The organism is Solwaraspora sp. WMMD1047 (genome assembly GCF_029626155.1).
Taxonomy (GTDB): domain Bacteria; phylum Actinomycetota; class Actinomycetes; order Mycobacteriales; family Micromonosporaceae; genus WMMD1047.
In genome coordinates this window covers 1,406,039-1,428,896 of sequence record NZ_JARUBL010000001.1, presented here as the reverse complement: position 1 = coordinate 1,428,896, position 22,858 = coordinate 1,406,039, and the positions used below count along the sequence as shown (strand labels likewise).

General features: G+C 72.7%; 19 protein-coding genes. 3 read left to right on the top strand and 16 right to left on the bottom strand.

The genetic code is table 11. From position 1 onward, the window contains the following. Positions 1 to 93 precede the first annotated feature (93 nt). The 5 genes from O7627_RS06570 to O7627_RS06550 form a co-directional block, all read right to left on the bottom strand. Entirely contained in the window at positions 94 to 315 is a 222-nt protein-coding gene (locus tag O7627_RS06570; protein ID WP_278092602.1) for a hypothetical protein, read from the bottom strand. Positions 316 to 389: 74 nt separating this feature from the next. Next, positions 390 to 1,169 (bottom strand): BTAD domain-containing putative transcriptional regulator, encoded by a 780-nt coding sequence (locus tag O7627_RS06565; protein WP_278092601.1) that lies wholly within the window; start codon positions 1,167 to 1,169, stop codon positions 390 to 392. Next, positions 1,166 to 3,010 carry an ABC transporter ATP-binding protein gene (locus O7627_RS06560; protein ID WP_278092600.1) on the bottom strand — a complete coding sequence of 615 codons (1,845 nt, stop codon included), beginning with the start codon at positions 3,008 to 3,010 and terminating at the stop codon, positions 1,166 to 1,168. Before O7627_RS06560 ends, O7627_RS06565 begins: the two co-directional genes overlap by 4 nt. Further along, positions 3,007 to 3,531, bottom strand: a complete 525-nt coding sequence (locus O7627_RS06555) for a redoxin domain-containing protein (protein ID WP_278092599.1) — start codon at positions 3,529 to 3,531, stop codon at positions 3,007 to 3,009. The genes O7627_RS06560 and O7627_RS06555 overlap by 4 nt, the downstream gene beginning before the upstream one ends. Before the next feature lie 122 nt (positions 3,532 to 3,653). Beyond that, complete coding sequence (locus O7627_RS06550) at positions 3,654 to 4,199, bottom strand: MauE/DoxX family redox-associated membrane protein (protein WP_278092598.1); 546 nt, start codon at positions 4,197 to 4,199, stop codon at positions 3,654 to 3,656. A 127-nt stretch (positions 4,200 to 4,326) separates the two neighbouring features. Here O7627_RS06550 and O7627_RS06545 point away from each other — a divergent pair, with 127 nt between their 5' ends. The 3 genes from O7627_RS06545 (at position 4,327) to O7627_RS06535 (ending at position 6,985) form a co-directional block, all read left to right on the top strand. After that, positions 4,327 to 4,833, top strand: a complete 507-nt coding sequence (locus O7627_RS06545) for a S26 family signal peptidase (RefSeq protein ID WP_278092597.1) — start codon at positions 4,327 to 4,329, stop codon at positions 4,831 to 4,833. A 516-nt stretch (positions 4,834 to 5,349) separates the two neighbouring features. After that, positions 5,350 to 5,985, top strand: a complete 636-nt coding sequence (locus tag O7627_RS06540; protein WP_278092596.1) for a hypothetical protein — start codon at positions 5,350 to 5,352, stop codon at positions 5,983 to 5,985. A gap of 193 nt (positions 5,986 to 6,178) precedes the next feature. Further along, the gene (locus O7627_RS06535; protein ID WP_278092595.1) at positions 6,179 to 6,985 is read left to right on the top strand and encodes a tetratricopeptide repeat protein; all 807 of its coding nucleotides are present in this window, start codon (positions 6,179 to 6,181) and stop codon (positions 6,983 to 6,985) included. Positions 6,986 to 7,063: 78 nt separating this feature from the next. Here the strand turns inward: O7627_RS06535 and O7627_RS06530 are convergent, their stop codons facing one another. The 11 genes from O7627_RS06530 to O7627_RS06480 form a co-directional block, all read right to left on the bottom strand. Next, complete coding sequence (locus O7627_RS06530) at positions 7,064 to 7,855, bottom strand: sulfotransferase (RefSeq protein ID WP_278092594.1); 792 nt, start codon at positions 7,853 to 7,855, stop codon at positions 7,064 to 7,066. 53 nt (positions 7,856 to 7,908) lie between these two features. Then, positions 7,909 to 9,912, bottom strand: a complete 2,004-nt coding sequence (locus O7627_RS06525) for an oligosaccharide flippase family protein (protein ID WP_278092593.1) — start codon at positions 9,910 to 9,912, stop codon at positions 7,909 to 7,911. After that, positions 9,909 to 11,096: a Wzz/FepE/Etk N-terminal domain-containing protein gene (locus O7627_RS06520; RefSeq protein WP_278092592.1), complete on the bottom strand. Its 1,188-nt coding sequence runs from the start codon at positions 11,094 to 11,096 to the stop codon at positions 9,909 to 9,911. Before O7627_RS06520 ends, O7627_RS06525 begins: the two co-directional genes overlap by 4 nt. A gap of 14 nt (positions 11,097 to 11,110) precedes the next feature. Further along, complete coding sequence (locus O7627_RS06515; protein WP_278092591.1) at positions 11,111 to 12,544, bottom strand: O-antigen ligase family protein; 1,434 nt, start codon at positions 12,542 to 12,544, stop codon at positions 11,111 to 11,113. Positions 12,545 to 12,638: 94 nt separating this feature from the next. Next, on the bottom strand, positions 12,639 to 13,877 hold the full coding sequence (locus tag O7627_RS06510; protein WP_278092590.1) for a glycosyltransferase family 4 protein: 1,239 nt from the start codon (positions 13,875 to 13,877) through the stop codon (positions 12,639 to 12,641). 23 nt (positions 13,878 to 13,900) lie between these two features. Continuing rightward, entirely contained in the window at positions 13,901 to 14,977 is a 1,077-nt protein-coding gene (locus O7627_RS06505; RefSeq protein WP_278092589.1) for a polyprenyl synthetase family protein, read from the bottom strand. Further along, positions 14,974 to 16,371, bottom strand: coding sequence for a nucleotide pyrophosphatase/phosphodiesterase family protein (locus O7627_RS06500; protein ID WP_278092588.1), 1,398 nt, complete (start codon positions 16,369 to 16,371; stop codon positions 14,974 to 14,976). Before O7627_RS06500 ends, O7627_RS06505 begins: the two co-directional genes overlap by 4 nt. Further along, a complete protein-coding gene (locus O7627_RS06495) occupies positions 16,368 to 17,246 on the bottom strand; it encodes a TatD family hydrolase (RefSeq protein WP_278092587.1) in 879 nt (292 codons plus the stop codon). The genes O7627_RS06500 and O7627_RS06495 overlap by 4 nt, the downstream gene beginning before the upstream one ends. Further along, entirely contained in the window at positions 17,246 to 17,866 is a 621-nt protein-coding gene (locus O7627_RS06490) for an EboA domain-containing protein (RefSeq protein WP_278092586.1), read from the bottom strand. The genes O7627_RS06495 and O7627_RS06490 overlap by 1 nt, the downstream gene beginning before the upstream one ends. Next, a complete protein-coding gene (locus O7627_RS06485) occupies positions 17,866 to 19,038 on the bottom strand; it encodes an inositol-3-phosphate synthase (RefSeq protein WP_278092585.1) in 1,173 nt (390 codons plus the stop codon). The genes O7627_RS06490 and O7627_RS06485 overlap by 1 nt, the downstream gene beginning before the upstream one ends. A gap of 307 nt (positions 19,039 to 19,345) precedes the next feature. Further along, complete coding sequence (locus O7627_RS06480) at positions 19,346 to 22,603, bottom strand: ThuA domain-containing protein (protein ID WP_278092584.1); 3,258 nt, start codon at positions 22,601 to 22,603, stop codon at positions 19,346 to 19,348. Between the last annotated feature and the right edge of the window lie 255 nt (positions 22,604 to 22,858).

The following is a 22,858-nucleotide window of genomic DNA, read 5'->3' as shown; positions in this document are numbered from 1 at the left end:
GACCCACCGTTGCGGTCGGTCCAGTCTGCGGTACGCACGGCGCGGCCGGCAGGGCCGAGGAGGCCCTGCCGGCCGCGCGTCGGCAGGTCGCGGTCAGCAGCAGCCCGCCCGGTAGCTGACGTACGTGGTGTTGCAGAGGTTCTGCGAGTTGGCGTAGCAGCGCCACTGCCCCGAAACGTACTTGTTGTAGTAGTAGTAGCAGTACGGGCCGCCACAACCCGTGTAGGCGTACTGGCAGTGCGAGCACGCCGAGGCCTTGGCCTTGGGCAGCATGGCGGCCAGCATCCGGTCGCCCAACCTGCTGATCGTCCTCATCGGTGCGTTTCCCTTCGGTCGCGGGTCCGACGTCGTGCCGGAGCCTGACCGTGTCATGAGCCATTAACGATCCACTAACGATCTGCTACCGCGCGGGATCCCCGCGCGATTCCGACCAGCCGGCTGATCCGCCGGCCGGGTCCGACGCCGAGGTCCGTGGTCAGGATGCGGCAGAGATCGTCGTACGCGGCCAGCGCCGACGCGGTGTCGCCGCGCCCCAGGTGGGCGGCCATCAGGTGTTCCCAGGCCCGTTCCCGGTAGGGCACCCGCCTGACCATCGGCTCCATCGCGTCGATCACGACGTCGTGCTCACCGAGGATCAGCCGGGCCTCGGCGAGGTCCTCCATCGCCCGCATCCGGCGTTCGTCAAGCGACGCGGCCATGCTCGCCACCCAGCCGGACCGGATGTCGGTGCAGGCGTCGCCGCGCCACAGCCGCAGCGCCGCCGAGAGGGTTTCCGCCCGCCGCGACGCCCTTTCCGGCAGCCGCTCGCATCGGGCCTGCCGCAGCAGGTCGTCGAAGCGGATCAGGTCGGTCGAGGTGCGGTGGGCGCAGAGAACGTAGCCCGGTGGCCGGGTCTGCAGCAGGTGGGCGGCGTCGGCGCCGCCCAGCCGCAGCAGGCCCTGCCGCAGCGCGGAGACGTGCCCCTGCAGCTTGGTTGTCGCCGTCGCCGGTGGCCGGTCGTCCCAGATCGCCTCGACCAGTTGTGGGACGCCGACCGGGGTGCCGACGTTGAGAGCCAGCGCCGCGAGCAACGCCCGCCGGCCCGGCCCGCCGACCGCCATCTCCTGCCCGGCGACGGTCACCTCCAGCGGCCCGAGCAGGCCGACCCGCATCGACACCCGGGGGGTCATCGGGCCACCCGGGTGGCCCGAACGTCGTCGTAGCCGGATGCCTGGAGCCGGAACAGTTCGGCGTACCGGCCGCCCGCCGCCATCAGCTCGGGGTGGTTGCCCTGTTCGGCGATGACGCCGTCGCACAGCACCGCGATGAGGTCGGCGTCGCGGACGGTGTTGAGCCGGTGGGAGATGAGCAGGCTGGTGTGATGCCGACGCAGCGACGTCAGGCGGTGGTGGATCTCGTGTTCGGCGGTCACGTCGAGACCGGCGGACGGTTCGTCGAGGATCAGCAGGTCGGTGCCGACGCGCAGGGCGGCGCGGGCCAGGGCCATCCGCTGCCACTGCCCGCCGGACAGCACCACGCCGGTGTCGCCGGCCTCCGCGGCACCGTCGCTGAAGGCCCTGGTCAGCATCGTGTCGTACCCCCTCGGGAGGGCGCGCAGGGCGGCGTGGATGCCGGCGGTGCCGGCCGCCGCGGCGACCCGGGCCGGGTCCTTCGCCGCGGCCAGGTCGCCGACGGCGATGTTGTCGTGGGCGGAGAGTTCGTAGGTCATGAAGTCCTGGAAGGTGGCGCCGATGCGGGCCCGCAGCGACGCCGGGTCGTAGCTGGTGATGTCGACCCCGTCCCAGCGGATGGTGCCCCGGGTCGGCGGGTAGAAGCCGCAGAGCAGCTTCACCAGGGTCGACTTGCCGGCGCCGTTGTCGCCCACGAGCGCGATCGACGTCCCGCGGGGAATCCGCAGGGTCAGGCCACGCAGGACCCAGTCGTGGTCCGGTGCGTACCGGAACCAGACGTCGTCGAACTCGAGCTGGTGGGCCAGCGGCGGTGCGGCCGGCCGCGGTGCGCCCCGCACCGCCGGGCGGATGACCGCCGTGATGTCGACGTAATGGCCGAACATGATCAACGTCTCCCCCAGGGTGGCGATCTGCTGGACCAGACCGGACACCGACATCTGCAGGGCGCCCAGTGCCGCGATGACCACCACGAGGTCGCCGATCGTGCCCCGTCCGGCGGCGGCCTGCGTGACGAAGACGGCCAGCGCGGCCAGCGCGACGACACCCGTCAGTGCGGCGAGCGCGCTGTCCACCGCGAGCGCCAACCGGTCCTGGCGCCGCTCCTGCGACTGGGCCGCCCGCAGCTCACGCAGCATCCGGGTACGCAGGAACCCGCCGAGGTCGAACAGTCGGATCTCCTTCGCGGCCCGCACGTCGAGCAGGAGCGCCGCGTAGAACGCCTGCCGGCGGAAGAGCGGGGCGGTGCGTTGCAGCATCGCACCGCGCATCCTGGCCAGCCGAAGCTGGGCGACGAGGGTCGGTGCGGCGGAGAGGAAGACCAGTGCACCGACCAGCGGGGACCAGTGCAGCAGCGTGCCGCCGAACGCGACGATCGTGATCAGTTCCTGGCCGATCCCGAGGAACGACGTGCTGAGCTGGGCCGGCGCGAACTGGCTCGCCTCCCGGGCCAGCCGCAGCCGGTCGTGGTAGGTGCTGTCCTCCAGTTCGGCCAGGCCGGGATGGGCGGAGACGGCGGTGAACAGTTCCAGTTGGGTGCGGACCCGCACCCGTCGTTCCGCCTCTCGCGCGACGTACTGGGCGACGTGCGACACGACGGGTGAGACGACTGCCAGCGTTCCGAACCCGACCACCCCGAACCAGAGTTGGGCCGGGTCGGACGCCGAAAGGCCGTCGATGATCGCTCGGGTGAACCAGGCGACGGCGACCGGGGCGAGTCCGCCGATCACCATGACGACGACGCTGACCCCGGCGGCCCAGGGCGCGGCGCCGAGGTAGATCCCGAGCGCGCGGCGGACGAGCGAGGCCGGTCGGCGCACCACCGACAGGGGGCGAGGGCTCATTTCCCGTCCAGCACCGCGCCGAGGTCGTGCCCTCTGGCAAGCAGCCGCCCGTCGCCGCCGAACATCAGGAAGGTGGGGGTCGCCCCCTCCCGGAAGGTCGCCATCATCGCCGCGGAGTCCGGCTCCACGATGACGGTGCCCGCTTTGCGCAGCGTCGGGGCGAGGTCTTCGGTCGCCCCGTCGCCCGAGGTGAGAACGCTTACCACCCGCACGCCGGTGCCCGTGATCTCCGGCGCCCGGTCGGCCAACCGCTCGGCCTGAGTGGGGCAGTGCCGGCAACCGGCGGAGAAGAATCCGACCAGCGCCGGCCCGCCGGCCAGGTCGGCGTGGGTCAGTTCGCCGCCGTCCGTCTCGAACTCCGGCATTGGCTCCCCGAGCATGATTCCGGACTCGGGCGGCGTGTTCATCTCGGTGATCTTCGCTTCGGTCTCCCGCAACCTGCGAATGATCGCGGCACTGAGTACCAGGTCGATGAGGACGAGTACCGTCAGCACGATGACGGCTACAGACAAGAGGGCCACGACATCTCCTTGATCAAGTGTGTTAGCGCTAACATCAATGCGTAGTCAAAAGCCGGTAATTCGCTACGGAGGGCTACCCCGCGAAGAGCAGATTTCGGGCGATGAAACGCAGTGAGGCGGACTCAGCGGGCTGGGGTAGGACCCCGGAACAGCCATACCAGGTCATCGAGCCGGACCAGCACAGCCACGGCCACCCCGGCGGTGGCGAGCGCGGCCAGCAGCTCCGACGCGCCCAGGCCGGTCCGCGGATCGGCGGGCAGCAGGGGCACGCAACAGAACGCGGCCGCCGCCGCGATGGCGAGAAACCCGCTGCGGACCGCGTGCCGGACCGCCACCGGCGCTGCGCTCGCACCGAAGCAGTGGCAGCCCACCTGGGCTCCTCGGCGGATCGCCGCGAGCAGCGTGGCGGTGAAGCCGCCGAACAGGAGCGTCGCCGCCGCGAGCCCGGGGGCGAGCGCCGCCGGCCAGGCGAGCAGCCCGACCACGACGGCCTCGGCGCTGACGGCGACCACCGCCACCGGGCCGGCCCACCCAGCCGGGATCACGCGCAACCCGGCGACGGCACCGACGAACCCGCGAAAACTCCCCGGGCCGCGGATTTTGGTAAACAGCGACACGGCGAGAACGCCGATGATCAGAAAAATGACCGTGGTGACGACAACCCGCATGAGCCCCCCGTAGGCGATGCTTCCGCTTGAGCCGATCAAGGCATCTCGACCCTCCCTCCGAACCTACGACTTGCCATCGAATGGCGTCAACCGGTTGGCTTGGCTCACCAACCGACGGGGAGCATTCATGAACATTGAAGGACATCGGCGGACACGCCGCTTCCGAATCACCGTCATCGGACTTGTCGGGCTGACCGCGCTGGCGGCCGCTCTCGCCGCCGCCCGGCGACGTTTGGTCGTCATCGAGGTGGTGGGTGACAGCATGGCACCCACCTACCGGGCCGGCGACCGGCTGCTGGTGCGCCACACGCGGCGGTTCCGGGTCGGCGACGTGGTGCTCGCGCACCACCAGGAGGGCGGTCGTCGGGACGCCGGCAAGGAGCCACTGGCCACCGCCTGGCTCGTCAAGCGGCTGGCGGCGCTGCCCGGACACCCCGTACCGCCGTCGGTCCGGTCGGCCGTCGGCGGCGGCGGTTCCGTGCCCGCCGGGTCAGCCGTCCTGTTGGGCGAGGCTCCGTCGAGCGCGGACTCCCGCAGCTGGGGATTCGTCCCGCTGGACGACATCGCCGGGGTGGTGGTCACCCGCCTGACGACTGGTCGACCGATGTCGGACGGGGCCGGCGGCCGGGGGTGACCACCGCGCGCTGACATCGACATTTGTCATCCGGCGACCATGGATCCGCCGAAGCGGAGCGGATCGTCCGGGACCGGCAGCGGCCGTCCTGGACCACTTCGCGGATCGATGCGGATTGCTTGATCCAGGACATTCATCCTGTTAGGCTCAGCCGCATTGAGAACGGCCCGATCGAATGCCACGACAATCACGGGCCGTACACGGGGACGCACGGGGAGGCACAAATGTATTTGGAGTTCGCTTTGCGAACAGGGTGACGTCAAGGCACCCTCAAGATTCACCATGACTCGCAGCAATGATCCGGTCCAGCCTGGATTTCGCATGTCCTGAAATTCGTTCGGCGATCGGCCGGTGAACCCTGCCCGCTCATCAAATGGCAGCCAGAAGCCCGCCATTTCTCATGGTCGCCGTGCGGATATTTCTGGCCCCTCACGGCGGCGCCTTCCACCTGTCTCCGCAAGTCTCAAACCTCGTTTCCCGACTCTCGCTCACCTGAGCGAAGGAGGTATCAGAACCGTGGTGAGAAAGACCCTGCTCGCCCTGGCCGGTGGACTGGCCCTGGCGCTGGTCCCGGCCGCGCCGGCGCTGGCCGCCGACACCACCCCCACCGTCGAGCACGTGCAGATCAAGTCCGAGATGACCGCGAAGTCACTCGAGACGTACGGGCAGTTCAAGCTGAAGAACCTCAAGACCGGTGAGACCGCCTCGCTGGCGGCTGTGGCGCCGCCCGGGGGCGGCTGCCGGTACCCGGTCGGCTTCAACGGCATCGCCTCCTACACCAACGGGGCCCTGACGTCGGTGACGTTGGACTATGAGGCGCAGGCGATCTGCACCGTGACCGGGCCGGACCAGTACATGGCCGGAATGGTGGTCACCGCGTCAATGTGGCGGGACGGCACCCACCTTGGTGAGGGCCCGAGCGTCAACTGCGTCAACTGCGTTGTCACTCCCATTTCCCGGGGCTACTACGCCTGCGGCGGGGTAACCTGCGCCGGCGGCTACTGGGCCGGCAACATTCACGCACTGAAGGCTCCCCCGGGATATGTCTGGCCGTCCGCGCCGGCCGGCTGCATCGGTCTCGGAACCGCGCCATACGAGTGGATCCAGTGCTCGACGGTGACCGACGTGGCGGTCGTTTCGCCAACAAACTAGCCGAGCTGGAATCGCGGGCTTCCGGAGCACGCCGAACTGACGGGCCGGCGGGTCGGTCGAGATATCTCGGCCGACCCGTCAAGCTGCCCCGATAATCATCGCCTCGATTCGGATTGGTCGGCCGCCGATGGAGAAAGGTCGACTAAAATTGCGAGATCCACCCGGCTGGCAAAAATCGAATGGAGGCGCTGCGATGGACCTGGCGCACCTGGTGGCCGCCGCCCTGGCGGCGGCGCACCGGGACCCGGGTACGGACGGGGACCCGGAACTGAACTCTCTACACGACACAGTGGCCGGGCTGCTGGACGCCGCCCCCGGGACGGTCGGCTACCGGAGGATCGGCTCCGGCACGGCTGAGCCGGACGAGCTGCGGTCCCGGCTCGACGGGCTGCCCGCCGCCGACCGGCGGCAGTTGGCTGACGCCGCCCACGCGGTTCTGGCCCGGACCGACCCCGCCGGAACCGCAGCCGGTCACTACGACCTGACCGCGGCGCTGCCGGTCACCGCCGGCCCCGCCGACCCGATCGACGACCCGGTCCGCCACCTGACCACCGCCACCGCCACCGCCCCGCCCGGCGACCCCGCCGGCCCGCCGTCCCCCACCGGCCCGTCGGCCAGCGTCCCGGTGCGGCCGCCGGCCGACGGCCCGGTGGGGGATTCCGGGGCTGCTGCGTCGAGCCCGGGCACCCCGGCCGAGCGCGCCCGGCTGGCACTCTCGGCCGGCTCGCCGGGTCACTCCGCCGGCACCGTCGACGTGCTGCGGCGGATGGCGGCTGACGCGGAGCTCCGGCTCGGACCGCAACACCCGCAGTCGTTGCGCACCCGGTCCGACCTCGCGTACGGGTACCGGGCGGCCGGCCGCACCGCCGAGGCGATCGCGGAGATGCGAACGGTGGCCGCCACCTGCCAACACCTCCTCGGCACCAACCACCCCGACACCCGCGCCGCCCACCAGGCCCTACGCGACTGGACCGGCCGCGCGGACAACAGCGCCCCTTGATCAAATGATGAAAACGGTCGCTGAGAGCCCTCGACAGCGACCGTTTTCATCATTTGATCAAGGTGGGCGGCGGCCCGGTCAGGGCCAGGTGGTCGGCCAGTTGAGGAGGTCGGCGAGGCGGGCGTTGTGCGGGGCGAAGTAGCCGGCCAGGTCGGTGCGGAGCGAGTCGGTGAGCGCGCTGTCGGCGGGATCGACCCGGCGGGTGTGTCGTTCGAAGGCCGCCGGGGTGAACGGGTCCAGGTCGAGGAAGCGCAGCACCCGGGCGTAGGTGGCGGCCGGGTCGGCGTAGAGGTCCTCGCTGCGTAGCACCAGGATCCGATCGGCGGGCAGCTGCGCGTACCACCGGTCGAGCTGCTCGGCGTAGCGGCCCCGGGCCAGGTAGGAGTGGATACGCAGCGCGGCGTGGGCGGCCGGGGTGTCCGGGCCGTCGCGCAGCGCCACCGCCAGCCGACCCTCCTCCGCCGCGACCGCGTCCGCGAACGGCAACGGTTCAGCCCCGTACGAGCGGGTGTGCAGGTAGTGCGAGTACGCCCGCTCGACCGGGTCACGCAGCAGCGCGATGAAGCGGCCGGCCGGCAGCGTCGCCGCCACCCGGGCCGGCACGCTCGGGTGGAACAGGTAGTACGGGCTCGCCTCGAAGGAGAGCCTGCCGACCGAGGGCGCCGGGAAGTGCGCCCGGTACCAGCGCTCACCACGTCCATGATGGATCGAGAAGTACTGCAGCTCCTTGCCGGTGGCCGGCCGGACCGCCGGATGAGCCGCCAGGTAGTGGTGCAGCGAGGTGGTCCCGCAGCGCTGGCCGCCGATGATGAGGAAGTCCGGCAACGCGCCGACCGGCCCCGGCAGCGCCGCGCGGGTCCAGGCCCGCACCCCCCGCACGGTACGTCGGACCCGGTCCACTGTGGTACGCCGCCCACCCGCCGTCACCGCGCCGCCCCCTCAGCCGCCCGCCGACCCGCCCCGCCAACCGCATCGCCGCCCGCGCCCTCGACCACGCCACCACCGACCCCGGCCCCCGCATCGGCGGCTGCCCCGCCCGCCGCACCAGCCGCGTCGCCGCCAGAGGCCTCGACCACGCCACCACGGCCAGCCGCGCCGGCGGCACCAACTCCGCCGGCCGCGCCAGCCGCGTCGCCGCCAGAGGCCTCGACCACGCCACCACGGCCAGCCGCGCCGGCGGCACCAACTCCGCCGGCCGCGCCAGCCGCGTCGCCGCCAGAGGCCTCGACCACGCCACCACGGCCAGCCGCGCCGGCGGCACCAACTCCGCCGGCCGCGCCAGCTCTGCGCGCCGCGCCAGCCCCGCCGGCCGCGTCGGCGCCGGCCGCGGCCGGGTCGGCGGGACTGGGTGTGGTTCGGCCGCGGCGGGCCAGGGTGCGCAGCACCATGGTGTCCTCCCGGCTCAGCCCGAGGGCGAGCACCGCCGTCAGGTAGCCGGCCGCCACCACCGGCAGGCCGACCGCCAGCTGCGCCGGCCAGCCGGGCACCAGCAGCCGCACCACCACGCCGGCCAGCAGCGCGACCAGCCCGGCCAGCAGCCCCTTGAGCATCCCGGCGGTCACCGGCAGCGCGCCGGTCACCGCCCGGACCTGCAGCACCCGGGCCACGTTCACCACGGCCAGCGACACCGCCCAGGCCACCGCCGCGCCGATGATGCCGTACGCCGGAATCAGCCAGAGGTTCAGCAGCACGTTCAGCAGCAGCGCCGCGATGTTGTCGGCCATGTTCAGCCCGACCCGGCCGGACATGTTCAGCACCGTGCCACACGGGCCGGTGGCCGCGTTCACCAACTGCCCGAGCGCCAGGATCACCGTCACCGCCGCGCCGGCGGCGAACGCTCCGCCGAAGAGCCGCAGCAGCGCCTCGGGGAAAACCAGCAGCGCCACGAAGGCCGGCAGGGACAGCCGGACCACCCAGCCGGTGGCGGCGCCGTAGATGCGGCGTACCTCGTCGGCGCGGCCCTGGTGGTGCAGGTGCGCGAGGTACGGGCCGAACGCCGCGTTGATCGGCGCCAGCACGAAGATGGCCACGGTGACCAGCCGGGTGGCCACGTTGTAGAGGCCGATGTCGGGGTTGCCGAAGGCGCCGAGCATCAGGGTGTCCACCCAGATCAGCCCGGTCGACGCCAGCGAGGAGAACCAGCTCACCGTGGAGAAGCTGAACAGTTCCCGGGGCCGGTAGACCACCCGGTCCGCCGGCACCCGGCGCAGCAGCCGGGCCAGCGCCCCGAGCGCGAGCAGCGCCGCCGTCCAGGCCGCGCCGACCAGCGCCCAGAAGGTGCCGGTCAGGCCGGCGCCGGCCACCAGCGCCAGCGCGGTGAGCGCCAGTCGGGCGCCCGGCTCGTATAGCTGGCCGATCAGGGTGAACGGCCGCTGGGTGCGCCAGCCCCGGGTGGCCGCCAACGCCGCCTCGCAGACCGTCAACGCGGGCAGGGTGAGCGCGACCAGCCGCAGCCCGGTGACGAGTTCCGGGTCGTTGAGCAGGCCGGCCAGCGCCGGTGCGGCAAGCGCCAGCACGACCGCGACGGCGCTGGCCGAGGCGGCCGAGATGGCCAGCCCGAGCCGGACCGTGCCGCGGACCGCGGCCGGGTCGTCGTCGGCCAGGCCGGTCGCCACGAACCGGGTCAGCCCGGCCCGGAAGCCGGAGAGCGACAGCAGGCCGAGCAGGGCCAGCACGGCGTAGCACTGGGCGTACCGGCCGACCTCGGTGATGCCGAGCACCCGGGCCAGCAGCAGCATGATGACGAAGACGGCGGCCTGGTTGAGGATCGCCCCGACCAGGTTGAGCCCTCCACCCCGGGCCATCCCCCGAACACTGCGGTCCGCGCCGTCGGACTCCGAACCAGCGCCGGCCGGGTCGACGGCGGGCGGGCCGACAGCAGCCGGGCCGACGGCAGCCGGGTCGGGACGGGTGGACTCCGCCGTCACGTCACCGACCGGCCGGGCAGGCCCGCCAGATCCGAGCGCCGGCCTGACCCACCGTTCGGCCCGACCGCCTCGTGCTGGACCGCGCTGTGCTGACCAACCGAATTGTGCTGACCAACCGAACTGCGCTCCCCCGAACCGCGCTCACCTCCCGCGCCGTGTTGGGCGGTCGCGTCGCGGTGGGCGTACCCGATGGTTTCGGTCGGTTCGGGGCGCGGGTCGCCGGACGGGCCGGGCCGGGCGACCGGCTCGCGGGCCCGGCCGCGGGCCAGCAGTTCCAGGATCGCCACCAGCGCGACGGCGAGCAGCAGTCCGGCGCCGGCCACCGGCAGCGCGGTGGCGACCAGCTCCCGGAGCCGGGACACCGCGGTCACCTGGCCGACGCTCGTCACCGACGCCGGATCGGCCGCCCGGGTCTGCGCGCGGGCCGCCTGCAGCTCCTGCCGGGCCTGCGACATCGCGGCGGTGGCGGCGTCCCGCTGGGCGAGCAGCGCCTGGTAGTCCGGCAGCTTCGGGCCGATCGTGTCGAGCTGCCGCTGACCGGCCTCGATCGCCTCCGCGGCGGCGTTCGCGCCCCGGCTGTTGCCGACCGCCTGCATCGACAGCCGCTGCTGGCGCAGACTTGCCAACTCGTTGAGGGTGGCCTGGTAGAGCTTGTCCGGCTGGGAGACCTTGTTCTCCTTCTCCCAGGCGGTGATCGCCGCGGTCGCCGCCGTCACGTCGTCGCTGGCGGCGCTCACCTGCTCGGTGGCGATGTCCACCTGGGACGAGAAGAGGAACGCCAGCGCCCGGCCGCTGGTCGCCTCCAGCACCGGGCGCACCGTGCCGCGCGCCGACGCCGTGTAGCTCAGCTCCAGCTGGCTGCTCGCGCCGACCTGGCGCACCGCCAGCCCGTCGCGCAGCCGGGACACCCGCACGCCGGTGTCGGCGGCCACCTCGTCCAGCACCCGGGGCGAGGTGGCCGCCGCGCCGAACGCGGCCACGAACTGGGCGGCGGCCTGGGTGCCGGTGTACTGCTGGGCGGCGGCCCCGCCGACCAGGGCCGGCGCCGCCACGTACGCGGTGCCGGTGTACTGCTGCGGGGCGAGCAGCACCACCCCGGCCGCGGCACCGGCGGCCAGCACCGGCACCCCCAGCAGGATCCACAGCCGGCGGCGGGCGATCCGCAGGTAGTCGACGATCTCCACGCTCGGGCTCCTACTCATACCTTCTCAACGACCTGGTCAGTGTGCACGGGGCGCCGCGCGACGGCGCCGGCGGCCGCCGCGAACGCGACGAAGTACCAGAGGGTGACCACGTTCGAGATCACGTTCGAGGCGAGGCTGACCGCGACGAACGCCACCGCGCAGCCGGCGAAACCCACCGCGATCCCCCGCTCCAGGCTGCCCGGCGGCGCCCGGCGCAGCGCCAGCCGCGCGGTGTGCAACAGCAGAAAAACCATCACCAGGTACGCCAGCAGCCCGACCACACCGGTCTCCACGTACGCCCGGAGCACGTCGTTGTGCGGCTTCTTCGCCTCGGCGGTCTGGTGCTGGGTCATGTTCGGGCCGATCCCGGTGACCGGGTTCCGGTTGGCCAACCCGACGATCTCGGTCCAGTAGCCGACCCGCCAGGCCAGCGTGTTGCCGGTCGGGCCGCCGCCGACCGGCCGGGAGTCGGCGAGCTGGGCGAACCGGTCGCCGACCGCCGGCAGCAGCGCCACCCCGGCCACCGCGACCACCAGCAGCACGGCGAGCAGCCGGCCGCTGCGGTGCAGCAGCGCCACCACGACCAGCCCGATCGCGGCGCCGAGGATCGCCGACCGGGTGTTGGTGGTCAGCAGGAAGCCCAGCGATCCGGCGAGCAGGACCGCCAACGCCACCCTCCAGCGCGGCCCGAGGAACCGGTAGATGCCGAACCCGAAGATCACCATGAACATCAGGTAGCGGCCGAAGGTGGTGGACTGGGTGAACGGCCCGCTGATCCGGACGAACTCCCCTTTCACCTCGGACGGGACCGCCCCGGCCACGGACGCCAGCACGGTGTAGCCCAGCGCCAGCGCCAGCGACGCGTAGCAGGCCAGCAGCACCCGGCGCAGCGCGGCCCGGTCCGGCAGCAGCTGCTCCAGCACCACGAACATCACCACCACGGTGAGGATCCGCAGCGCCTCCAGCAGGCTCGGCGTCGGCCGGTCGGCGCCGAGCGCGCTGATCAGGCCGGTCGCGCCGACCAGCAGCATCGCCCAGCCCAGCGGGGAGCCGCGCAGCCGGCCGTGCCGGCTGACCTGGGCGGCCAGCCAGAGCCCGGCGGTGAGCAGGAAGAGCACCGCGAGCAGGGTGGACGGGTCGGTGAACCGGGCCGCCGGGTCGACCCCGGTCCGGCCGGCCGTCGGGCCGCTGAGCTTGACCAGGTCGACGAGCGGGCGGATCGCGAGGATCAGCAGCACGTACCCGGCGAACCGGGTGACCGCCAGCGCCGCCACCGCCAGCCCGGCCGCCGCCGCCAGCGGCAGCACCACACCCCGGCGGTCACCGGCGGCCAGCGACAGCCCGGCCAGTACGGCGACCCCGGCCGCGGCCAGCGCGGCCAGGGCGGTCAACAGCGCACCGCCCCGCGTCCCGCCCGCGTTGCGGACGTGCCGTACCACTGTTGTCACCGAACGCCGACCCGCCGTCCTGTTCGCCCGCCCGCCGGCGCTGCGTACCCGGCCTTGACGCGGGAAGTATGGGGCAAACCGGCGGGCCGCGCCATCACCCGACCGGTCGCGTCCGGCCCCACCGGCGGGGGCGCAGCAGGTCCCGGTAGAGCCGCTCCAGCTCGCCGGTGGCCACCTCCCAGGTGTACTCGTCGGCGACCCGGTCGCGCAGCACGGCGGCGCCGGTCCGCTCCCCCGCCGGGTCGGCGACCAGCCGGGTCACCGCCCGGACCAGGTCGTCGGCGTCGCCGTCGCGGAACAGCCGCCGGCCGGGCGCGTCGGCCACCAGCACCTCCAGGTGCGGGGAGATGTCGCTGGCCACCACCGGCAGCCCGTACGAGGCCGCCTCCAGCAGGGTCAGCGGCAACCCTTCCAGCCGGGACGGCTGCACGAAGCCGGCCGCGTTGGAGTACAGCTCGGCCAGCAGGTCCCCGTACGCGAAGCCGGTGAGCACGACCCGCGGGTCGTCGGCGGCCTCGGCGCGGACCCGGGCCACGAAGTCGTCGCTGAACGACGACCCGCCCACGATCACCAGCCGCAGCCCGGTCCGCACCCGGCGGAACGCCCGGATCATCAGGTCCGCCGACTTCTCCGGCACCAACCGGCCGACCATCAGCAGGTAGCCGCCGGGGGCCAGGCCGAACCGGGAGCGGATCTGCCGGGCCGGCAGCTGCCGGGGCGCGGCGACCCCGTTCGGGATGTAGCGGGCCTCGGTGCCGAACCGGGTCTGGTAGTGCGCGGCCAGTGCCCGGGAGACCGCGACCCGGGCGTCCGGGACGTGGCCGCTGAACCAGTGCGCGGTCTCCAGCACGGCCCGCGCCGCCCGGCCCCACTTGGCCCGCTGGTGGTCCAGCCCGTGCACGGTCAGCACCACCTTCGATCTGGCCAGGTAGCGGGGCAGCGGGGCGACCAGACCCGGCCCGAGTCCGTGGTAGTGCACGATGTCCGGCCGGTCCCGCAGCGCGGCGAGCGTCGAGGTGCTGGAGTGCACGATCGCGTCGAGGTGCTTGCTGGCGATGGTGCGCACCTGGCGCAGTCGCACCCCCCGGTAGGCGTCCAGCGGGACCGAACCGTAGCTTTCCCGGCAGTAGACGGTCACCTCGTGGCCGCGGCCGGCCAACCGGCTGGCCAGCTCCTCGACGTGCCGCTCGATCCCGCCGTACGTCGCGGGCATGCCCTTCTGCCCGATCATCGCGATCCGCAGCGGTCGCCCGCCGACCCCGGCCGGGGCGGGGGCGCGGCCGGCGCTGGTCGGGGCACCGGTGTCCGGCGTGCCCAGGTCTCGGATAGCCACCTTGCCTCCTTGCAACCCGCTGGTCAGCTCTGCCGCTCGGCCACGGATTCGGCGAGCGTGGTCAGCTCCCGCCGGGCCTCGTCGGTGAGCGGCGCGTCGGCCAGGGCCGCCACCGCCGCCTGGGTACGCAGCCGAATCATCTGTTCGATCGCGTCGAGGGCACCGGTGGCGACGATGATGGAGCGCAGCTCCTCGGCGCCCGCCAGGTCGACCTCGGGGTCACCGACCAGCTCCCGCAGCCGGCGGGCCTGTTCCCGGTCGGCCTGGTCGCGGGCGAGCGCCATCATCACCGTCGACTTGCCTTCCCGCAGATCGTCCAGGACCGACTTGCCGGTCACGGCCGGGTCCCCGAACACGCCGAGCACGTCGTCGCGCAGCTGGAACGCGTCCCCCAACGGATCACCGAACGCGGCATATCCCGCCCGGACCTCCTCGCCCGCCCCCACCAACGCCGCCCCGATCTGCAGCGGCCGGGTCACCGTATACCGGGCGGCCTTCATCCGGATCACCGTCAACGCACTGGCAACCGAACCGTCACCTACCCCGGAGACCAGATCCAGGTACTGGCCGGCGATGACTTCGGTGCGCATCGCCGCGAACACGGCGTAGCCGCGGCGGATCTGCTCGGCGGGCAGCCCCGACTCGTGGAACATCTGGTCGGCCCAGGCGGCGCAGAGGTCACCGCAGAGCAACGCCGCGTTGTGCCCGTACCGACCCGCGTCCCCCCGCCACGCCGACCGGGCATGCAGATCCGTGAAGAACCGGTGCACCGACGGCTCGCCCCGCCGCTGATCACTACCGTCCATGATGTCGTCGTGAATCAACGCGAACGCGTGGAAAATCTCCAACGCCGCCGCCGCGGCCACGATCTCCCGACAGTCCGGACCACCGGCCCCCCGCCAACCCCAGTAACAGAACGTCGGCCGCAACCGCTTCCCACCGGCCAGCACGAACCGGCGCAGCCGGTCGAAGACGCCGCGCGGCGCGCCGTCCGGCCAGTGCGGATCCTGCCGGTCGAGGAAGGCGGCCAGTTCGGCGTCGCAGCGCTCCCGCAGCGAGCCGGTGCCGGCGGCGTCCGGCCGGGCGGCGGCCAGCGTCATGACGGTGCCGCCGCGGTGAGGCCGGCGAGCTCCAGCAGCAGCCCCTTCACCTCGGTGGCGGCGAGCCGGTCCCGGGCGGCGGCCGGCCGGGAGCAGAGCAGCACCGGCCCGTCGGCCGGGTCGGCCGGCAGCCGGCCGTGCGAGCCGCGGACCGCCCGCGCGCCGGCGTCCAGCCCGACCACGCTCATCAGGTAGCGCATCCCGGTCTTCTTGCGGGCCAGCGCCACCGCCGCCCGCCGCTTCGCCGCGCCCGGGTTGGCCGGGTCGAAGAAGAGCTCGGCCGGGTCGTAGCCGGGCTTGCGGTGGATCTCCACCAGCCGGGCGAAGTCCGGGGCCGCCGCGTCGTCGAGCCAGTAGTAGTAGGTGAACCAGGCGTCCGGCTCGGCGACCAGCACCAGCTCGCCGGAGCGCGGGTGGTCCAGCCCGGCGGCGGCCTTGCCGGCCTCGTCGAGCACCTCGGCCACCCCGGGCAGGCCGGCGCAGAGCCGGGCCACCGCCGGCACGTCGGCCGGGTCGCGGACGTAGACGTGCGCGACCTGGTGGTCGGCGACCGCGAACGCCCGCGACGTCCACGGGTCGAGGTATTCCATGCCGGCCTGGGTGTAGACCCGCAGCAGGCCCTCCGAGCGCAGCAGCCGGTTGATGTCCACCGGCCGGGAGGCGTCGGTGATGCCGTACTCGGAGAGCGCGACCACGGTGGTGTCCTGGGCCGCGGCGGCGTCCAGCAGCGGCCCGAGCACCCCGTCGAGGTCGGCGGCAGCGGCGGCGGCCTGCGGCGACGACGGCCCGAAGCGCTGCAGGTCGTAGTCGAGGTGCGGCAGGTAGGACAGGGTGAGGTCCGGCCGGTGGCTGGTCATGATCTCGGTGGTGGCCCGGCAGATCCAGGCCGACGAGGGCAGCCCGGCGCCCGGCCCCCAGTAGGTGAAGAGCGGGAAGGTGCCGAGCTTCGCGGTCAGCTCGTCACGCAGCTCGGGCGGGTCGGTGTAGCAGTCCGGTTCCTTGCGACCGTCGGCGAAGTAGATCGGGCGCGGCGTGACGGTCCAGTTCACGTCGGCGCCCATGGCGTACCACCAGCAGACGTTGGCGACGGTGTAGTCGGGGCGGACCCGGCGGGCCGCCTGCCACAGCTTCTCCCCGCCCACCAGGGCGTTGTGCTGCCGCCAGAGGAAGACCTCACCGAGCTCGCGGAAGTACCAGCCGTTGCCGACGATGCCGTGCCCGGCCGGCGGCTCGCCGGTGAGGAAGGTGGACTGCGCCGAGCAGGTCACGGCGGGCAGCACGGTGCCCAGCTCGGCCTGGAAACCGGTCTCGGCGACCGCCCGCAGCCGGGGCATGTGGGCCAGTAGCCGGGGGGTCAGCCCGACCACGTCCAGCACCAGCAGCGGCGCCATCACGCACCCCCGCGGGCGATCGAACTGCCGGCGTACGTGCTGTCCGGCGGCTCGCCGGCCGGGTCGGCGGGGGCGTCGAGGTCGGCCGGGTCGAACCGGCCGGACTGGGCGTAGAACTCGACCGGGTTGCGCCAGAGCACCTGGTCCACCTGGTCGGTGCTGAAGCCCGCCGCGAGCATCGCCTCGCCGGTGGCGCGGGTCAGCAGCGGATCGGAGCGCCCCCAGTCCGCCGCCGAGTTCACCAGCACCCGCTCCACCCCGGACGACCGCAGGATCTCGACCATCCGGGCCGGTGACATCTTGGTCTCCGGGTAGATCGAGAACCCGAGCCAGCAGCCGGTGTCGCGGACCAGCCCGACGGTCACCTCGTTCAGGTGGTCGACCACCACCCGACCGGGCGGCAGGCCGGACTCGGCCACCACCGCCAGGCTCCGCTGCACCCCGCGTACCTTGTCCCGGTGCGGGGTGTGCACCAGCGCCGGCAGCTCGTACTCCACCGCCAGTGCCAGCTGTTCGGCGAAGACCTCGTCCTCGGCCGGGGTCATCGAGTCGTAGCCGACCTCGCCGACCGCCACCACGCTGTCCTTGTCGAGGAAGCGCGGCACCACGTCGCCGACCACCTCGCGGCAGCGCGGGTCGTTGGCCTCCTTCGGGTTGAGGGCCACCGTCGCGAAGTGCCGGACCCCGAACTGGGAGGCCCGGAACGGCTCCCACCCCACCAGCGAGTCGAAGTAGTCCACGAACGAGCCGACCGAGGTCCGGGGCTGGCCGAGCCAGAACGCCGGCTCCACCACCGCCCGTACCCCGGCGGCCACCATCCGCTCGTAGTCGTCGGTGGTCCGCGACGACATGTGGATGTGCGGGTCGAAGATCCGCATCACGCCTCCCCTTCCAGCCGGCTCAGCAGCGCGGTCGCGTCCGCCGGCATGTCCCGCCCGGCCGCGGTCCGTTCCGCCGCCAGGCCCGCCAACATCCTGCCCAGTTCGGCGTCGGCCCGATCGTCCAGCCCATCGACGGCCGCGAGTGGTACGCCCATGAATACGCACTTGAGCACGGCCTGCCGCCACATCGCCTGATCGAGGTGGCGGGCGTACGGCCCGAGTGCCGCCGCCACCAGCCGCGGATCGTTGCTGCGGATGGCGTCGGCGAGCAGCCCGACCCCGGCCGCGCCGAGCGGCAGGATCGGCAGCGCCTTCAACACCGCCAGTTTCTCGGCCGCGTCTCCCCACCGGTAGACCTCGGCCACCCGGTCGGCCAGGCCGTCGGCCGGCAGGGCGGCCAGCAGCAGCGCCCGCGCCCCCTGGTCGGCCGACCAGTCCGGCAGGCCGGGCAGCGGGTCCCGCCCGCAGCGCCGGCCGGCGGCCGGAAAGCAGCGCGCCACCGCGGCCGGGTCGGCCGCGACGCGCCGCACCGCCCCCGCCAGCCAACCCCCATCGGGTACGCGCGCCAGCGCGGCCCGCAGCTCGGCGGTGCCGGCCGGGTCGGCGCCGGGGTCCATCACGACTTCCCGTCCGAGGTCGACGCGGAGTCCGGGGTGGACGGCAGGTTGCGGACGAAGTCGAGGAGCAGGTGCCACTGGTCGGTCAGGGCGTGTGGCCCGTCACCGAGCGGGTCCTTGAAGAAGAAGGCCAGCTCGGGCAGGGGGCCGTGCCGGCCGGCGGCGTGCGCGGCGGCGGTCAGCCGGGCCAGGTCCAGCACCAGCGGGGCGGCCAGGGCGGAGTCGCAGCCGTGCCAGGTGAACTCCATCCGCATGCCGGTGCCGAGGAAGCCGGTGAAGGTGATCAGGTCCCAGGCGGTCTTGAAGTCGCCGATGTCGTCGACGTACTCGATCCGGGTGGTGCCCTGCGGCTGGTAGCCGAGGATCTCGGCGAGGACCCGCTGCTTACTGGCGGTCTTCGCCGCGTTCGCGGCCGGCTCGGCCAGGTTGGCGCCGTCGCCGCCGCCGAGCAGGTTGGTGCCCGACCAGGTCCGCACCGCCAGGTTGCGCTGCGCGAACATCGGGGCCAGCACCGCCTTGACCAGGGTCTCGCCGGTCTTGCCGTCGTGGCCGGCGTAGGGCGTCGCGCGCAGCCGGGCCAGCTCGGCCAGCGCCGGCAGCCGCGCCCCGGTCGACGGCGTGAAGTCGACGTACGCGCAGCCGCTGTCCAGGGCCGCGTAGGCGACCAGCGCGCTGGGCGGCAGCACCGTGCCGGGCCGGCCGAGCGCGGCGGTCAACGCGGCCAGGTCCCGGTGTGCCGGGTCCGGGTCGGGCGCCGGCTCGGTGGTGGATACGTTGATCACCACCACCCGGTCCAGCCCGTGCCGGTCCCGGAACGCGGTCAGGTCGGCGGCGATCTGGGCCGCGACGGCGGCCTGGGTCGGGCCCTCGGGCAGCTGCCTGACCTCGGCTTCCACCGCGGCCAACTCGGTGCGGAGGGCATCGGCCAGCCGGGCCGGCAGGACCCCGGCGGCGGCGAGTTCGTCGGCCTTCTTGGCCAGCGGGGTGAGGGCGATGTCGTGCCCGCCGAAGACGAGTCCGGCCAGCGACGGCACGGCGGGCACCCGGAACGGCGGCAGTTCGGTGACGCACCCGGTCGGCGGGGCCAGCCCGGAACGCACCGCCAGTGCCCCGACGATGCTGGTAACGGCGACCGAGCCGCGCGCGCCGATCAGCCAGACTCCGGTACCCATGGTGTGCCTCCGGTGGTTCGGGACGGGCCCGGCGGGGTGTCCGTGGGTCCGTTCGGTCGGTGGTGTTCCTCTGCAGTTGATGGGCCCCGTCCGCCCAGCCGGGCCAGGGTGGCACCCGGTCGACGGTGCCGTCGTCGGCGCCGACCGCGCCGTCGTCCGGCCCGACCCGACCCGGCGGACGGGGCAACGGCAGACAGGGACGCTCGGCGTTGCGGCCCTGCCTCCCCCGAATGTTGCCGGTGGTGCTGGTGGTACGCCGTGCCCGGCCCGTGCCGGCGGCCCGCGGGCCGCCGGCACGAACCCGACATCAGCCGGCCGAGCTGCCGAACTCGACCCAGTTGAGGTTGAACAGGTTGCTGGTCGGACCGCCGTCGACCGACCGGAACACCAGGTACAGCTGGTGCGCACCGGCCGGGTGGTCGACCGCGATCTGGTGGTTCGCCCAGGCGTTGGTGCCCGCCGTGGCGGGTACCGAGCTGGCCGTCACCAGTGGACCATCCGGCGCGTCGACCCGCAGCTCGACGACCGCCCTCGGCTGGCCCACGGTCGCCGCGGAACCGCCGGCGTAGCGCAGGGTGACCGTGTCGGCGTCGCCCAGGTTGATCGGGTCGAACGCGATGAACTCGTTGTTGTCGATTCCGGAGACGTGCTGGCCACCGCCGGTGTCGCCGGTGTTGGACAGCGTCACGTTCGGCCTGATCTGCGCGAACTCGGCCTGCTGCCGGGGGACCTGGATGGTCGCCTGGCCGACCGTGGTCAGCGCCGGCTGACCGTTGGCCCCGAGGTCGGTGTAGCTGGCGCTGATCCCACCGAACAGGTATCCACCGGCGTGGTCGGCGCCGTCCGGCGGCGTCGGCAGGGTGCCGGTGCAGCCGGTGGTGGAGGTTTGCGGGTGGCCGTGCTCGTCATGGCCGAGCACGAACGTGACGGTGACCCGGCTGCAGTCGATGGTGCCGTCCTCCGGGTCGGTCACATTCACCGTGTACGGCACCGAGTCGCCCCAGTTGAAGAACGAGCCGGAGATCGGGGTGGTGACCTCGACCGTCGGTGCCGTGTTGCCGACCGTGATGGCCCGGCTCAGGGTCGCCGTCTTGCCACTGGAGTCCGTCACGGTGAGCTGGGCGAAGTAGACGCCGTTCGTGGTGTAGGTGTGCGACGGGTTCGGCTCCGTGGAGTCGGTGGTCCCGTCACCGTCGAAGTCCCAGGCGATCGAGATCGTCTCACCCGGCTCGGGCGAGTTGGATCCCTCGCTGGAGAACTGCACGGTCAGCGGGGCCGTGCCGTTGGTGGGCGTGGCGTCCAGGTTCGCCACCGGGCCACGGGTGCCCTTGACGTACCGGATCACCGACAGGGCGGCGTCCGGGTTGGCCCGGAAGAAGCCGTCGCCGTACTCCAGCAGGTAGAGGCTGCCGTCCGGGCCGAACTCCATGTCCATCGGGTTGTCGAAGACGAAGCCCGGCAGCAGCTGCTCGACCCCGAGCAGCTTGCCGCTGCCGTTGGTCCGCATCATGAAGATCTTGTCCCGGGTGAACTCACCCAGCACGACCGCGTCGTTGTAGTAGGCGGGGAACTTGGTCTCCGACTCCAGCGACTCGTCATATTTGTAGATCGGACCGCCGTGCGGGCCGACGCCGCCGGTGCCGATGACCGGCCACTGGAAGCTGCAGGTTCCGGGTGGGGTGGCCAGGTAGGCCGCCGCGCACGGGGTGGTGGCGTTGTAGGTGTAGCGGAACTGCGGGTCCTGGACCGGCGGGAGCACCGTCAGTCCGGTGTTGCGCGGCGAGTCGTTGACCGGTGCCGCGCAGTTGAACGGGCCGTTGCCGGTCTGGGTCGCGTAGTTCCAGTCGATGTAGGGCAGGGTCGGCGAGTAGCAGTACGGCCAGCCCCAGTTGCCGGCCTTGTTGGTGGCGATCCACCGGCCGGTGCCCTCCGGGCCGCGGGCCGGGTTCGGCACCCGCGAGTCCGGCGAGTAGTCGCCGATGTAGACCCAGCCGCGCGAGTCCACGTCGAACCGGAACGGGTTGCGCAGGCCCATCAGGAAGATCTCCGGGCGGGTTTTGTCGTCCCGGTCGGCCGACTCGGGGAAGAGGTTGCCGGCCGGGATGCTGTAGCCGCCGTTCTCCTTGACCTTGATCCGCAGCACCTTGCCGCGCAGGTCGTTGGTGTTGCCCGAGGAGCGCTGCGCGTCGTACGCCGGACCCCGGGTGGGCGACTCGTTGATCGGGGTGAAGTTGTCCGAGCCGCTGGCGTTGGTGTCGTCGCCGGTGACCAGGTAGAGCAGGCCCTTGCCGTCGAACTTGACCTCACCGGCTACGTGGCAGCAGGCGCCCCGGTCCACGTCGACCCGCAGGATCTGCTGCTCGGTGGAGAGGTCCAGGTGCGGCGTCGGCTCCTCGACGAACTTGACCCGGGAGAGCTGGTTGTAGCCCTTGAAGGCGTCCCAGACCGCTGGGTCGTCGCTGTTCTGCGGGGCGTCGCCCTCGTTCACGCCGGGGGTGGCCGGGTTGTCGACCGGGGTGTCCAGCGGCGGCGCGTAGTAGAGGTAGACCCACTTGCTCTCGGCGAAGTCCGGGGCGAGGGTGACCGACTGCAGGCCGTCCTCGTCGTGCTGGTACACCGGCACCGTGGTGATCACCGGGCTGGCGCCGGTGGCCGGGTCGTACATCCGGATCTCGCCGGCCCGGGTGTTGTGCAGCACCCGGCCGTCGGGCATGACGGCCAGCGACATCGGCTCGCCGGGCTGGTCGTTGAGGACGACCTTCTCGTAGTTGCCGAGCACGGTCGCGCCGCAGTCGCCCTCGGCGACACCGGCGGCCCACTGGATGCCGCCGAGCAGGTGCTTGCGGATCGCCCCGACGGTGAAGGTGTCCGGGGTGGCCCCCAGGCCGGTGTACCAGGACCGGCCGCCCTGGTAGTCACGGCACCAGGAGACCGGGTGGTCGAAGCCCATCGTGGAGCCGGTCACCGACTGGGTGTCCACGGTGGCCAGCACGTGCGCGGTGCCCCGGACGTTGCTGGTGAAGTTCGGGTACGACTCGGTGAGGGTGAGCTCGCGGGAGATCGGCTCGGTCGACGGGTGGTACCGGTCGGGCACATCGATCACGCCGGTGCCGGTGGCCGCGCTGCCGGCCAGCGAGGTCCCGACCAGGTCGCGGTAGAAGGCCCAGTCGGGTTCGGCACCGGCGGCGCCGTGCAGTCCGACGTAGCCGTGTCCGGCCTGGACGTACCGTTCGAACGCCTCCTGCTGGAGGTCGTTGAGGACGTCGCCGGAGTTGTTGAGGAAGACGACCGCTGAGTAGTTGGCGAGATTCTCGTCGGAGAATGCGGTACCGTTGCGGGAAACGTCCACAGTGAACCCGTTACTGTTGCCGAGGGTGCGGATCGCGTTCACGCCCTTGGCGGTCGACGGGTGCGCGGCACCGGCGGTGCCGGTGAAGACGAGGACCTGGTAGCCGTCTTCGTGTTCGTGGCCTTCGTGGGCCCCGGCCGGGGCCGTGGCGATCATGGGAGCGGCGAGTGCGGCGCCCGCGACGACGGCAAGCCATCGTCGTTGGGTTCTTTTCATTTGTCGTTCCTCCGGGGGTTCGGGGAGGCGTGAAGCCTCACCGTCGGCACTGATCCGGCCTTTGGACGGACAGCTTCGGTTGGTGCCACACCCCTGGCGCGGTGCCACGTCCGCCAGGTACTACACGCCTACTGGTCGCCCGGCGCGGCCGGGAAATCCCGGTCCGGCCGCGCCGGACGACCGACCTCGGTCCCGTGAATCGGCGGCACGGGGCGCAACCGTGCCATCGACCCTCGCCCACGGGCCGAGGAGTCT